This window comes from Vibrio sp. OPT18, assembly GCF_015163615.1.
In the GTDB taxonomy this organism is placed as follows: Bacteria; Pseudomonadota; Gammaproteobacteria; order Enterobacterales; family Vibrionaceae; genus Vibrio; species Vibrio coralliirubri.
Window position 1 is genome coordinate 71,348 of sequence record NZ_JADDYK010000041.1, and the last position, 14,036, is coordinate 85,383.

The 14,036-nt window shown below is 45.1% G+C and carries 12 protein-coding genes; 9 read left to right on the forward strand and 3 right to left on the reverse strand.

Annotation, left to right across the window (positions count from 1 at the left end):
* A partial coding sequence (locus IQQ51_RS26885; RefSeq protein ID WP_228012778.1) for a DUF1254 domain-containing protein occupies nucleotides 1–327 on the reverse strand: 327 nt, incomplete at its 3' end.
* Between the two features lie 242 nt (nucleotides 328–569).
* On the opposite strand from IQQ51_RS26885, the gene IQQ51_RS09745 reads away from it, so the two are divergent.
* The 6 genes from IQQ51_RS09745 to IQQ51_RS09770 all read left to right on the forward strand — a co-directional run bounded on the left by IQQ51_RS09745 (nucleotide 570) and on the right by IQQ51_RS09770 (nucleotide 7,980).
* Complete coding sequence (locus IQQ51_RS09745; protein ID WP_193840929.1) at nucleotides 570–1,721, forward strand: anaerobic sulfatase maturase; 1,152 nt, start codon at nucleotides 570–572, stop codon at nucleotides 1,719–1,721.
* 17 nt (nucleotides 1,722–1,738) lie between these two features.
* The gene (locus IQQ51_RS09750; RefSeq protein ID WP_172378613.1) at nucleotides 1,739–2,635 is read left to right on the forward strand and encodes a LysR family transcriptional regulator; all 897 of its coding nucleotides are present in this window, start codon (nucleotides 1,739–1,741) and stop codon (nucleotides 2,633–2,635) included.
* Between the two features lie 185 nt (nucleotides 2,636–2,820).
* Entirely contained in the window at nucleotides 2,821–4,359 is a 1,539-nt protein-coding gene (locus IQQ51_RS09755; RefSeq protein WP_059017662.1) for a sulfatase-like hydrolase/transferase, read from the forward strand.
* 61 nt (nucleotides 4,360–4,420) lie between these two features.
* Complete coding sequence (locus IQQ51_RS09760; protein ID WP_059017660.1) at nucleotides 4,421–5,098, forward strand: hypothetical protein; 678 nt, start codon at nucleotides 4,421–4,423, stop codon at nucleotides 5,096–5,098.
* Between the two features lie 12 nt (nucleotides 5,099–5,110).
* Complete coding sequence (locus IQQ51_RS09765; protein WP_193840930.1) at nucleotides 5,111–6,559, forward strand: DUF1254 domain-containing protein; 1,449 nt, start codon at nucleotides 5,111–5,113, stop codon at nucleotides 6,557–6,559.
* A 176-nt stretch (nucleotides 6,560–6,735) separates the two neighbouring features.
* The gene (locus tag IQQ51_RS09770; protein ID WP_193840931.1) at nucleotides 6,736–7,980 is read left to right on the forward strand and encodes an NADH:flavin oxidoreductase/NADH oxidase family protein; all 1,245 of its coding nucleotides are present in this window, start codon (nucleotides 6,736–6,738) and stop codon (nucleotides 7,978–7,980) included.
* 127 nt (nucleotides 7,981–8,107) lie between these two features.
* Here the strand turns inward: IQQ51_RS09770 and IQQ51_RS09775 are convergent, their stop codons facing one another.
* Complete coding sequence (locus IQQ51_RS09775) at nucleotides 8,108–8,734, reverse strand: TetR/AcrR family transcriptional regulator (RefSeq protein ID WP_050643423.1); 627 nt, start codon at nucleotides 8,732–8,734, stop codon at nucleotides 8,108–8,110.
* A 124-nt stretch (nucleotides 8,735–8,858) separates the two neighbouring features.
* A complete protein-coding gene (gene arcC / locus IQQ51_RS09780; protein ID WP_050647705.1) occupies nucleotides 8,859–9,767 on the reverse strand; it encodes a carbamate kinase in 909 nt (302 codons plus the stop codon).
* 396 nt (nucleotides 9,768–10,163) lie between these two features.
* Between arcC and IQQ51_RS09785 the strand changes: the two genes are divergently transcribed.
* The 3 genes from IQQ51_RS09785 (at nucleotide 10,164) to argF (ending at nucleotide 13,926) form a co-directional block, all read left to right on the forward strand.
* Entirely contained in the window at nucleotides 10,164–11,600 is a 1,437-nt protein-coding gene (locus IQQ51_RS09785; protein WP_050620376.1) for an APC family permease, read from the forward strand.
* A 16-nt stretch (nucleotides 11,601–11,616) separates the two neighbouring features.
* On the forward strand, nucleotides 11,617–12,708 hold the full coding sequence (aguA, locus tag IQQ51_RS09790; RefSeq protein ID WP_061040106.1) for an agmatine deiminase: 1,092 nt from the start codon (nucleotides 11,617–11,619) through the stop codon (nucleotides 12,706–12,708).
* Nucleotides 12,709–12,879: 171 nt separating this feature from the next.
* The gene (argF, locus tag IQQ51_RS09795) at nucleotides 12,880–13,926 is read left to right on the forward strand and encodes an ornithine carbamoyltransferase (RefSeq protein WP_004732254.1); all 1,047 of its coding nucleotides are present in this window, start codon (nucleotides 12,880–12,882) and stop codon (nucleotides 13,924–13,926) included.
* The last annotated feature ends 110 nt before the right edge of the window (nucleotides 13,927–14,036 follow it).

Sequence of the window (14,036 nt, forward strand, 5' to 3'; positions counted from 1 at the left end):
ATCGTAGTGAGCTTGTGAGTAGAGTGTATCGTTGTTGACGGTCGGTACAATCCTATCCTGAGGTCCGGATAGAACGCGTGTTTTACCCATCTCATTCAATGGTGCCATGGCGTTGTCCATCGGCGCATCAACAGATGTGGTCGTTTGCCTAACTGCAGCCACGGTTAATGGACCCGTACCATAGATAAATGCTTGAACACCTAGATTGTAAGCGAGCTCTTCTTCAGGGTTAATAGATTGTTGGGCAAGGGATGGCATCGCGATAATACTGGACAAAGAACACACTAAACTGGTCAGTACACTTTTCTTATAGAGGAGCTTTCTCATGGAACACCTTAGATCGTAGGAACAGAATTAGGCATTTATCATATGAGCAAGTGAGATTAAGGAGTGTAATAGCCGATATTAAGGATGTTAATAGTCTCTTTTTACCTTTCAAGTGGTTGTTTTAATTAACATTGATTTAGGGTGGTGAAGTGCCCCTACGACGTGTGCGAGTAGGGTGCTTGAGGCGCTATTGTTTGATTGATTTTCGGTTGATATGTTGGCAAAAAAGTACGGGAATCGATATGAACACATCTACTTATCCTTTTAGCTTATTCATTAAAGCAGAAGGGGCTCAGTGCAATCTGGATTGTAGCTACTGCTATTATCTCAATAGACAAGATGGCGATAAAAGATCGTCAATGTCTCTGGACATGATGGAGCAAATTGTCGGTGCTCATATCGACGCGCAGCCAATGAAAGATCAACAAGTGGATTTTATCTGGCACGGTGGCGAGCCTATGTTAAGAGGGCTCGATTTCTATGAAACGGCGATGAAAGCACAGGCAAGCAAAGCGACGAAAAAGCGCATCGTGAATACGATGCAGACCAACGGAACCATGATTAACGATCGCTGGGCGAGTTTCTTTGCTAAACATAATTTCATGATGGGCATCAGTATCGATGGCCCCAATATTCTGAATGACATCGCTCGGATCGACAAAAATGGCGAGTCGTCTTTTGAACGCACAATGCGTGGGATGTCTTACCTAAAGAAGCACAATGTTGATTTTAATACGTTAACGGTCGTGAACAATAAAACCTACAAACACGGTAAAACGATCTATCAGTTTTTGGTTGAAAATGGCAGTGGTTACATGCAGTTTCAGCCTTGTATCGATCATGAGTTGGACAGGCGAACAGGGCATGATTGGTCGTTAACCGGTGAGCAGTGGGGGCAATTTCTTTGTGACTTGTTTGATGTATGGAGCGCCAATGATGTCGGTAAAGTGTATATCCAGTTTTTTGAAAACTGTTTAATGGTGTTGATGGGCTACCAAAGCCAAATGTGCCATCACAGCGCGACTTGTGGACAGCAATTAATGGTTGAGCATGACGGCAATGTTTACAGTTGTGACCATTATGGGTATCAAGATCATCAATTGGGCACCATGAACAGTGATAAGCTTGCAACTATGGCGAGCTCACCAGAACAAATCGCGTTTGGCACCAACAAATATGATGAGTTAAACAGCACTTGTCGACGTTGTGATTTTGTTGAACTCTGCCAAGGTGGTTGTCCTAAAAACAGAATAGCAACAACCGAAGATGGCAGTCCGATGAATCATTTGTGCCAAGGGTATGAGGTGTTTTTTCGGCACGCATTACCCAAATTATTGCCTATGGTAGAAGCGATGAAAAAAGGGTATTCGCCAGCGTACTTTCCACTTTTCTAAATCATTTGGAGTAGGGCATGACCAAAGACCTAAACTTACTGCGGCTCATTTTGGTGCTTAATGAAACTCGTCAAACGGTGAGTGCAGCCAAAGCCTTGAACGTAAGTCAGCCGACGATCAGTGTCATGCTTCGTAAACTCAGAGAACAATTTGATGATGAATTGTTTGTTCGAGATAAAGCAAGGCTTGAACCCACCCCAAAATGCTTAAAGCTTATCGAAACCTTGCCTCTGCTATTAGAGCAGTTAGATAACCTTTACATACCCAATGATGAGTGGGGGTTGGAAGATTTAAGAGGGGAGGTTCAAATCATGTTGCCTTCCCCGCTTTTGATCCCAGTGGGTGTGCCATTAATCAAGAAGCTGACCAAAGAAGCGCCGCAAGTGACGTTCCAATGCTCACCTTGGTTAGATAATGGCGTGCAGTCCCTAGAGACCAACCGAATGTGTTGGGGAGTGAGCTATCTTCCTATGGACGTCAATAAAACCCTGACTGAACGCCCAGTTGGCTTTGATAAGTTCATGTTGGTGCTAAGAGCAGACCACCCAATTCAAGGCAACTCCCTTGAGGACATTCTGAAATACCCACTCTGTATCAATATGATCCCTGGTTACATTCAGCCGACCAAGACGGAAATGTTGATCAAAAAATACGACTTAGATAAACACATCGGGCTCAGAAGCAACAATATGAATTTGATGCTAGAAGTCGTTAAGGACAGCGACTTCATCTATGTAACATCGTCGAAATGCCGCTATTTGCTTGATCACTCTTATCGTTGTATCGATTTACCGCCGGAACTATTGAAAGATACCTATCGTCGAGAATTGGCACTGTTTACTCATCAAGCAAACCGCAATAATCCGTTCACGGATTGGCTTCAAAAAGAAATCACGTCGATTATTCAATCCTAGCATCACGCTACTATTCCCTTTAAATAACTCCCCTTTCTAACGGCCACTATTAAGAATCGTAATAGTGGCTATCAAGCCATTTTTGGCGTCTTTCTTATACCATTTACCTCAACAATGGTTCGCTGAGACATGCACAATTTTCGTTGTGACTTCAGCGATTTACTCATAGTGAATGAGGGTTATAAATGTATAAGTCTTTTGTTAAATCCGCTCTGGCGCTTTCGGTACTGGCGAGCGTCAATGTACACGCAGCGAGCCAACCCAACGTGGTTGCCATCATGCTCGATGATGTGAGCCCAACGGATCTGTCTGCTTACCACCGTGGTTTAGGCGCGGTGGATACGCCGAACATTGATCGAATTGCCGAACGCGGCATGATGGTCAGCGATTACTACGCACAAGGCAGTTCTACTGCGGGGCGATCTGCCTTTATCACGGGTCAATATCCATTCAGAACAGGCTTAACGTCTGTCGGTCAGCCGGGCTCTTCACTTGGCCTTCAAAAAGAAGATCCAACCCTAGCCGAAATGTTGAAAGACAAAGGCTATGCGACCGTGCATGTCGGTAAAAGTCACTTAGGCGATAACAATAGTCACCTGCCAACGGTGCACGGCTTTGATGAATTCTTCGGTTTCCTTTACCACCTTAATGTTATGGAGATGCCTGAACAGCCTGAATTCCCAACAGACCCTAACTTCAGAGGACGCCCTCGTAACGTTCTTCACACTATCGCTACCGAGAGTGTGGACATGCAAGAAGACCCAAGGTTTGGTGTGGTTGGAAAGCAAACGATTGAAGATAAAGGTCCTTTAGGCGCTAAACGCATGCAAACCGTTGATGGCGAATTTTTAGAGTTTGCTACAAATTGGCTTGATAGACATGAAGCGGAGAAAGACGAACAACCTTACTTCATGTGGTACAACCCTACTCGTATGCACCAAAAAACGCACGTACGTCCGGAATATCAAGGCGCGAGCCAAATCAACACTTACTACGATGGCTTGATCGAACTGGATGACCAGATCGGTGTGTTACTCGATAAGCTTGAAGACTTGGGCGAAATCGACAACACCATCATTCTCTTCACCTCTGACAACGGCGTAAACCTAGATCACTGGCCTGATTCAGGCTCTGCCTCATTCAGAGGACAAAAAGGCACGACATGGGATGGCGGTTTCCGTGTGCCTATGCTGGTCAGCTGGCCAGATAAAATCCCTCAAGGTGAATACACCGATGGCTTCATGACATCTGAAGACTGGGTGCCAACCATTATGGCTGCAGTGGGTGAAGGCGACATTAAGCAAGAGCTGCTTGATGGAAAAGAGTTAAACGGCGAGCGTTACCAAGTCCACTTGGATGGTTATAACCAGCTGGATATGTTGACCAAAGGCGAGCCGAGTCAACGTCATGAGTTCTTCTTCTACAACGAGCAAGATTTGAATGCGTTCCGAGTGGATGATTGGAAAGTGCACCTAAAAACCAAAACGGAGTGGATTGCGCCTCCTGAAGAGTGGCCATTAGGGATGCTCATCAACATCAAGGCTGATCCTTATGAGCGTAGCCCTGATACTCGTGGTTGGTTCTTATGGATGAAAGAGAAGTCTTGGGTATTACCAAAGCTGCAAAAATCAGCAGCGGAATATCAGAAGTCACTCAAAGCGTTTCCACCAAGACAGAAAGCTGGTGGTATTGGTATGGCAGACAAATCAGTGGTTGCTGACTAACGCCAAATACGACTAATGCAAGGTGTGCTGTAACAAGCGCACCTTACTACCGGACAACAATATGAAGAAACCGTTACGTCTGCTCACGGGCACTTTTTCCACTTTTACACTCTCTATCTTTACGTTTATCCCCTTTGCATTTTCCGTTTCCGCTCAAGAAGAACCTGCCAGTGATATGGCTGACCCCATGGCCGTTTATACGGGAGGTGAACTTATTGCGGGCAATAAAGGGCTTGGCGCTACCTTCCAGTTTGGCGTGAATCGTGGCGATTGGGGTGTGTTGGGTAAGCTGGAAGGCAAAAACAACTTTGAAAACTATCGAGCACGATTCTTCACACCCAACAAGAAAACGGGCACTGGCTTGTTTGTTGATGCTGGACACGACTTCTCCAACGATGGCATAACCTCAAACTATGCGTCGGCGGGCATCATGCAGTCGTTCAAGCTGAGCGATAAGGTTAACCTGTACAGCGCCCTAACGTACGGACAAATGTGGGAGGAGAGTAATCAGTTTGAGGACACGCAAATCATCAGCAGTATTAACTACTTAAAGTACGATTTTGCTGACCAATTTTATCTTCTACTCGCTCCACAATACACCTACGGATTAGATGGTGAGAACACACGAGATTTCTCTGCTGAAATGCAACTGGGCTACAAGGTCGATAGTGACAACATCATCATCTTTAGTGGTGATACTGACAACAACACTTGGATCACCTTCCGTACTCGTTTTTAGTTAGGACATTAAATGATGAAAAAAAACATACTTGCGACAGCACTGGCTTGTGCTTTCATGGTTGCACTTCCGTCTCCGGTACTCGCGAGCCAATCCGTGGACGCGACGAGCGTAGCTGTGGCAACAAAAACAGCAATGGAGATAAAGACGGAAACTCTCCCCGTTGAGATGGCGAGTTTAGCGTCGCTCAAAAAGGATAATCAGCTATTGGCCCAACTTGCCTACGAGTACGCGTACTCGATAGATGAAGCCTACAAATACTTTTACAAAACCGTCGTTGAGCAAGACTACCCTTTGAATCGATTCCAAAATATTCGAATACTTGCTGACGACACTTACACTGCGCATCCGACGATTAACAATGACACGTTACATTTGATGGGTTGGATGGATCTAGCAGCAGAGCCTGTCATCGTTACGATTCCAGACCATGATGACAATCGATACTGGTTGTTCCATACCATGAATATGCAGCACTTTACTGACTCGGCTTTTGGCTCTCCACAGCGAGACACAAAAGGCGGCAGCTTCATGTATGCAGTTGAAGGGTGGAAAGGTGAAGTGCCTGCGAGTGTCGATCAAGTCATCTATGTCGAGCATCCGCTGGTCAAGATGATGGGGCGAATCATGGACCTTGGCGGTGACGATTCTGCAACTGCTCAAAAGTTAATGGATCAATGGAATATTAGGACGTTGTCGGAATATTTAGGTCAGAAAGGGCCTGATCCTGTTGTACGCGAGTATCCAGACCCTGAAGACTCTAATTGGGTTGAGCGAACCAATTTCATCCTGTCTGAAGGAACGATGAAGGCACATGACCAAAAGCTGCTTGAACTGTTCGAGTTCATTGGCTTAGGAGATGTTGAATTAGGCAAAGCCAATCATCCATTTACGGCAGAGCAGCTTAGTATGATCGAGTCTGGTCAAAAAGACGGACTGGAACGAATCATTAATGCGGGCTTTGATGATTCACGTGACGTGTTAGGCACTCGCGATGAAATGACTAAGGTTCCAAGCTTTCAACACGCCTACGGCACCTTAATGGGCCAATGGGGGTTGCCTGCAAAGCACACTATGTATAGCGGTGACTTCTTTGATAGCGAAGGTGCTGTGCTCGACGGTAGTAAGTATGATTACACGGTGACCTTCGATGCGCCACCGCTAGAAGAGGGTGGTTTTTGGTCATACACGGCCTACAGTGGTGAAACCCGATTGATGGAGAAAAACGAATTAAACCGTCACTCCCGCGGAGACAGAACGCTAACGCCTAATGCTGATGGCAGCTACACCATTTACATGAGTAGCGATGTAAAAGGGCATGAAGATGATCCTAACTTCTTACCTATCCCCGATCACCAATGGTATTCAGTGTTACGCATGTACACGCCCGGTGAAGAGGTGAGAACAGATAAATGGAAATCGACACCATTTACCAAGGTCAAAAAATCCACGATAAAGTGATGACTTAGATTGCCTGATTAAGATTTTGTTTATTTTCGATTAATGCCAGTTGCCATGCCGCTGGCATTTTTTATTGAACAAAATTTGCTTCGAAATAGGCGTTAAATGCTCAGAACTGTCGGATAAAATAGGGCATACTGGACTCAATATATAAACCCAAGAAAGTAACCACGCGCATGAATCCAATCTGCCTCAACGACCCTTTTTCTCTTCCTAATGGCCAAGTGATCAAAAATCGCCTGTTCAAATCGGCAATGAGTGAACAGCTAGGTGATAAACACCATAACCCTAAGCAAGGTTTAGTCACGCTCTATCAGCGTTGGGCTCAAGGAGGAATTGGTCTATCCATAACGGGTAACGTGATGGTCGATAGAGGCTCGCTTGGTGAACCTAAAAACGTTGTGTTGGATGAGCACAGTGACTTAACCGTATTTCGTGAGTGGGCGAGTGCAGGAACACAGAATGGTTCGCAGATATGGATGCAACTGAATCACCCTGGTAAGCAAATTCCTAAGTTCTTATGCGATAGCCCGGTTGCCCCTTCAGCTATCTCTTTAGAGCGCGGATTAGAGAAAGGCTTCAATACGCCACGAGCTCTGACCGAGACGGAAATCATCGCAATCATTGATAAATTTGCGCTGAGTGCAAAGCTATCAAAACAAGCGGGTTTTACCGGTGTGCAGATTCACGGTGCTCATGGTTACCTTGTCAGTCAGTTTTTGTCTTCGAGACATAATCAACGCCAAGACAAATGGGGTGGCTCTCTCGAAAACAGACTTCGTTTTGTACTTGAGGTTTATCGCGCGATTCGAAAAGAGGTCGGTGACGATTTCCCTGTCGGGATTAAGCTCAACAGCGCCGACTTCATGAAAGGTGGCTTCACTGAAGAAGAGTCGATGCAGGTTGTACAAACATTGAGTGATAACGGTATCGACTTGATTGAGATCTCCGGCGGCACCTATGAAAGCCCATCAATGATGGGGTCGAAAAGCAAAACTGAACCAATCAAGGCCAGCACGGTAAAGCGTGAAGCGTATTTTATGGATTACATGGTGAAGGCGAGAAAACTCGTCAGCACACCGCTGGTGGTCACGGGTGGTTTCCGAACCGCGCAAGCAATGAATGAAGCATTAAACACCTCGGCGACCGATTTTATTGGTATTGCGCGCACAATGGCGGTTGATCCTGATTTCCCTAACAAGTTAATTGAAGACCCTAGCCACGGCATGCCACTAACGGTGCCAACCACAGGAAAACCCGCTTTAGACAAGATGGCGATGGTCGGGCTGGTTTGGTATGAACATCAGATGTGGCGCATTGCCTCTGGCAAGAATGCCGACCCCAAATTAAGCGCATTAAGTGTGGTGGTAAAAACAATTCTCAGCGCTGGCTGGCACGCTTTCAAGAAGCGCAGAGCGTAAGAAGTAATGGATTGTTGAAGCAGAACTTTGAGAAATTGAAGTTCTGCTTTTTTGTTTGGTCAGCGAGTTTAGTCAGGTCATCAAGCGAAAATAGAAAGGCAAGACGTTATCGGGATTACAGCTTCTCTTAATGCGTATGCAGCATGTTGGGTTCTGTTCTTTGACAGATATGAGGAATGTACAGCTGAAGGTAAGACTCAGTCAGTCGAATAGCTTCATTGGCAAGTTCTGGTGTGATGCAGCCATGTTGGCGATAAGATAGCGAATATATTTTATCTGCGACTTGCAATGAGATAGCGAAGACATTGATGGATTGTGGTAACTGAGGAACATCAAAAAACTGTCGATAAATCGTTTCTACTTCTTTACCAAGGATTAAGTCATTCTCGGTGTCTGCATGACCTAACTCCGTGAACGTATGACGACCTAATATAAGCTTTTTGGCAATAGGGTGATCGTTGTAATAATTAACATACGCTGTTTCAATCATGCGGTTGATGTCAGTCCAATGATTAACATGCTCGGCATCTATACATTTACCTAGCAGAGAGTCGAAATCAATAAAAACGTCATCTAATAGATTATGGAATAAGTTCTCTATATTTGGGTAGTGATGATAAACCGTGGATGTTGCCATTCCACACTCTTTAGCAACATCATACATTGAAATATCAGTAGCTTCGCGGCGTTCCATTAGTTGCACAACAGCATCATGAATTCGAATTAACTTTTCTTCGGTGGTTACTTTGCGCATCTAATGATCCTCACTGTTATTTGGAACACAAAAAACATAAAGGGTTTTCAAGCAAAGTTCCAATTGAAATATCAAAACTTAGACTTTATTACCCTTTATTTATATAAAACATTATAACCCAATGTTAGGCGTTAATATGTGTCCCCGTTTTACCTTCTATGATCTCTAACGCGCTAGATAGATCACCAATGTGTCCGTGCTGTTTTGTCTTTTCAACAAAAAGACAGCATGCGTCTACCTTCGGCCCCATAGAACCTGCGGGGAATGTGTATTTCTTCATTTGTGCAACAGATACGTTTTCAAGCTTCTCTTCTTTGGGTGTTCCCCAATCTAAACAAACATGAGAGCCGTCAGTGAGGATCAGTAAATGTTCTGCGCCGATTTCTTCTGCGATAAGAGCCGCTGTCATGTCTTTGTCGATTACTGCTTCGAAACCCACATAAGCGCCATCTTTTTCGACGACCGGAGCACCGCCACCACCGCCACAAATAATTAGGTGCTCTTTCTCTAGCAAGTCTTTGATGGCTTTTATCTCTAGCACTTCTTTTGGCGAAGGTGATGGAACCACGCGACGCCAGTGTGCGCCGTCAGGTTTCACAATCCATTGGTTGGCTTCTGCGAGTTGTTTGGCTTGTTCTTCTGTATAGACAGGGCCAATAAACTTGGTTGGGTCGGCGATCGCAGGGTCGTTTTCGTCAATCACAATGCGAGTCAGAATTGTCGTAGTAAAGCGGTCTTGAATCGCAGCGTTCAACCCTTGCTGAATAAGGTAGCCAATCATTCCCTGAGTCTCAGCTCCAAGGACATCAAATGGGTAAGGAGGACAATCTTTGTACGCATTGTTTTGTAATGAGAGTAGCCCTACTTGAGGGCCATTTCCGTGCACAACCACTAAACGGTAGTCTTTACTGAGTTCAGCCAGAGAGCTGGCGGTTTGCGCGATGCTCTTTTTTTGGTTTTCACAACTCATTACTTCACCACGTTGCAGTAAAGCGTTCCCACCGACAGCAACAACAATAATAGGCTTCGACATGTTTAATTCTCCAAATAATATTTTGCTCTTGGCAAATAAGTTGGTTTGAATTGTATTTAAATATTGTCGGGGTAGTGGGGATAAAAATCACAATTCGATTTGTGCTTAATATTTGATGTTTTTAGTCGCCTATATGTCACAGAAAGCCTTAATTATCTCTAGATTAACTAGATATGTGATCTTGGTTTTGAAATAGAAAATGTATTTATTAATTGAATGGTTATTGACCAAAATCAAACATTCCGACTTTTAGCATTATAAATCTAATATTTGTTGGGTTTATTTTGTTTTTGCTCCGAACTCGTTTGTGTAAAACCGATATTCAATTTTCATCCCAGTTCACTTCATCGCTTTGCCGTTTAATTAATCCTGAATTAGAGATTAAGGAGCTAAGAGATGAGTAACGAAACGCAAGGAAAAATGGGGGTTACGGGAATTGCACTCTTTACACTATGTGCAGTTTTGGTGGTCGACACATTAACCGCGTCAGCCAGTATTGGTGTCAGTGCCATTGGTTGGTGGGTGTTAATGCTGGTCTTCTTTGTCATTCCATATGGCTTAATTACTTCCGAATTGAGTACCACCTACCCAGGTGAAGGTGGGATATACGATTGGGTAAAACAAGCTTTCAATTTTAAATGGGCAGTGAGAACAACGTGGTTTTACTGGATTAACGTTGGTTTATGGATGCCTGCGGTATACATCATGTTTGCAGGGATGTTTGCCGAACTCTTTATGCCAGGTCTGTCTTTATGGGGACAAATCGCCATCTGTATATTACTGACGTGGTTAACGGTTTGGATCTGTAATGTGTCTGCCGACATCGGTGTTTGGGTCACGAATATTGGTGCAATATTAAAAATTGTTGTGATCAGTACATTGGGTGTGGGCGGCTTTATCTACGCAATGAAAAACGGCGTTGCCAACGAATTTACGTTGCCAGCTATGATGCCTTCATTGGATTCTGCGGTCTCTTTCTTACCAGCGATTGTGTTCAACCTAATGGGTTTTGAACTGGTTGCGACCATGACTAAAGAAATGAAAGATGTTCGCGACATGCCTAAGGCCGTCTTCCTTTCTATCGGTATCACCGCTTTCTTATACATCTTCGGTACGGTAGGCATCTTGATGGCGCTTCCTGTAGAAAGCATTGGCTTAGTGTCTGGTCTTATCGACACATTCAAAACACTCTTCGGTGCTGGCGTGTTTGGTACAGCCATGGTGTACATCTTCGGTACTTTCGCTCTGCTAACGCTTATCGGCAACATGGTGAGCTGGACAATGGGCGCTAGCCGAGCTGCTGCTGAAGCCGCTCAAGAAGGTGAACTTCCAGCGCCTGTCGCGAAAGTATCAGAGAAAGGTTCTCCAGTTGGTGCAAACAACATCACAGGTACCGTATCAACGGTTGTCATCCTGTCTTACGCGCTGTTTGCCCAAGGTAATGATGATCTGTTCTGGTCGATATTTGCCTTCTCTAGCTGCATTTTCTTACTGCCTTATCTGTTCATGTTCCCTGCATACCTAAAGCTTCGAGTGGTTGATGGTAAACGTGAACGCCCATTCAAAGTACCTGGTGGCATGGCGGCTCAGTGGGTGATGTCCATTGTTTGTTTCTTCGTCATCCTTCAAGCCGTGATTTTATTTATCTTCCCCGAGGCTCTTGATCTCACCGTTGCTGATTGGGGATACACAGGACCTGTTTTGATTGGCGTGATTGCCACCATCCTCGCTGGTGAGTGGATTCTACTAGGCGCTCTAAAGCGTAAGAAGCAGCAAGGCTCGGACGATAACGACACAGCCGACACGCAAGATAAAAAAGAAGCTCAAGCATAATTTAGGGGACATAACGATGAAAAAACTGATTGAGACTACTCCAAAACATGATGGCTTCAGAATGCCAGGAGAACACGAGCCACACAGCGAAATTTGGATGGCTTGGCCAGAGCGTACTGACAACTGGCGCAATGGTGCAAAACCAGCACAAGCGGTGTTTGCAGACGTTGCTACCAAGATCAGCCATACGACACCAGTCACCATGCTCGCGAGTTCAGACCAATACGATAACGCAGTATCTCGTTTACCAGAGGATATTCGAGTATTGGAAATCTCGACTGATGACTCTTGGATGCGCGACATCGGTGCGACTTATGTTGTTGATGACAGCGGTGAACGCCGAGGAGTGGATTGGGAATTCAATGCATGGGGCGGGTTTGTGGATGGATTGTATTCACCGTGGAACCGCGACAACCAAGTCGCTCAAAAGATGTGTGAAACCATTCGTGACTCTCGATACCGCGCTCCAATCGTACTAGAAGGCGGCTCAATTCACGTTGATGGCGAAGGCACGCTCTACACAACAGAAGAATGCTTGTTACACGAAAGCCGAAACCCAGATATGAGCAAAGAAGAGCTGACGGAAGTACTTTGCGAACACCTCAGCGTTGAGAAGGTAATTTGGCTACCTCGTGGTTTATACAACGATGAAACTAATGGTCACGTCGATAACATCCTTCACGTCGTGAAGCCGGGTGAAGTCGTTTTAACGTGGTGCGATGACAAGAATGATCCTCAATATGAGATCAGCAAAGAAGCCTATGACTACATCACCAGCCAGACCGATGCCAAAGGCCGTCAGATAAAAGTACATAAGCTGCCAATGCCAGGCCCTCTATTCATGACCGAGGAAGAAGCGGCAGGTATCGATATCGCAGACGGAATGGAGCGAGAAGCGGGCGAGCGTTTAGCGGCATCGTATGCCAATTATCTGATTACCAATAACCAAATTGTGTTGCCGCTTTTGGACAAGCGCTACGACAACGATGTTATCGGGATCTTGGAAGGCATTTATCCAGGCTACGAAGTGAACGGCGTTCCGGCTCGAGAAATTTTGTTAGGTGGCGGCAATATCCACTGCATCACCCAACAAGTGCCAAGAGTTTAGTTACAACGATAAAACCTAATAACAACTAAAGACTGAGAACAGTCGTTAATACCAAAATCTAATCCCAAACGTAGCGGTTCTTGAAAGTGATGGCAGGTATTCAAAATCAAATTGCCATGAAAGTGAACTTGAAAGAGCCGCGCACAAAATTATGAAAAATAGGAACTTATTATGAAATTACCTTCTTCTAGCGCAACTGAACTAAACAAAGCAAACCTAGAGCACATGGTTTCCATGAAAGATTTCTCTGTTGAAGAGATGGATAACATGATGGAGCTGATGACTCACCTGAAGCAGGCGCGCAAAGACAACGCTATTCCACCACTGTTCAAAGGCAAGTCAGTTGGGATGATCTTCGAAGCGGGTTCGACTCGTACACGTGTTTCTTTTGAGGTGGCAGCAACATTACTGGGGGGGCATGCGCTATTCCTATCACCAAAAGACATTCACTTAGGTGGTAAAGAGTCGATTGATGATACTTCTCGAGTGTTATCACGTATGTGCGACATCATCATGGCTCGTACCAATAGTCCTGAAACACTAGATGGCCTACTTGAAATGTCGACAGTGCCAGTAATCAACGGCCTTGATACGCGTTTCCACCCAACTCAAATGCTTGCTGATCTCTACACGATCAGAGAACACATCACTGATGGACGTAAGTTGTCTGATCTCACCTTGGCATTCATGGGTGACGCGACGGATGTGTGTCGTTCGCTGATGCTGACTTGTGCTAAGTACGGTATGGGCTTTAAGCAAATTGGTCCTAAGAAGTACCACATGGAGCAAGAGTGGATCGATATGGCGCTGAACTTCTGTGAAGAGTCTGGTGGCACGATTGAAATTACTGATGATGTAGAACGCATCAGCGACTGTGATGTGGTGTACGGCGATAGCTTCTACTGGGTCACGCAAATGGATGAAAAGGAAGAGCGCCTTGCGGCATTTATGCCTAACTATGTGATCACCGAAGAGCTAATGGCTAAGGCACGCCCAGGTGCAATGTTGCTGCACTGCCTACCTGCGAATGACAAAGAAGAAGTGACTCGTGGCGCATTAGAAAGTGAATACTCAGTGGCGTTCGATGAAGCTGAAAACCGACTCACTGCTCAGATGGCGATTTTAGTGTACTTCACACATAAAGATGCGGTTATCCCAACGCAAGAAACCGTTAAGCATCACGAAGAAAAAATCAGTAGCTTCCTAAGCACTCTGTAGAGGTTTATTTGTGGGGGCGTAAGAACCTCCACTGTGTCGCTCTGAATTAAGCTGAACCAGTATTTATCATGATTCATTGGTTCGGCTATTTTTGTGCCTTTTATTTTGAA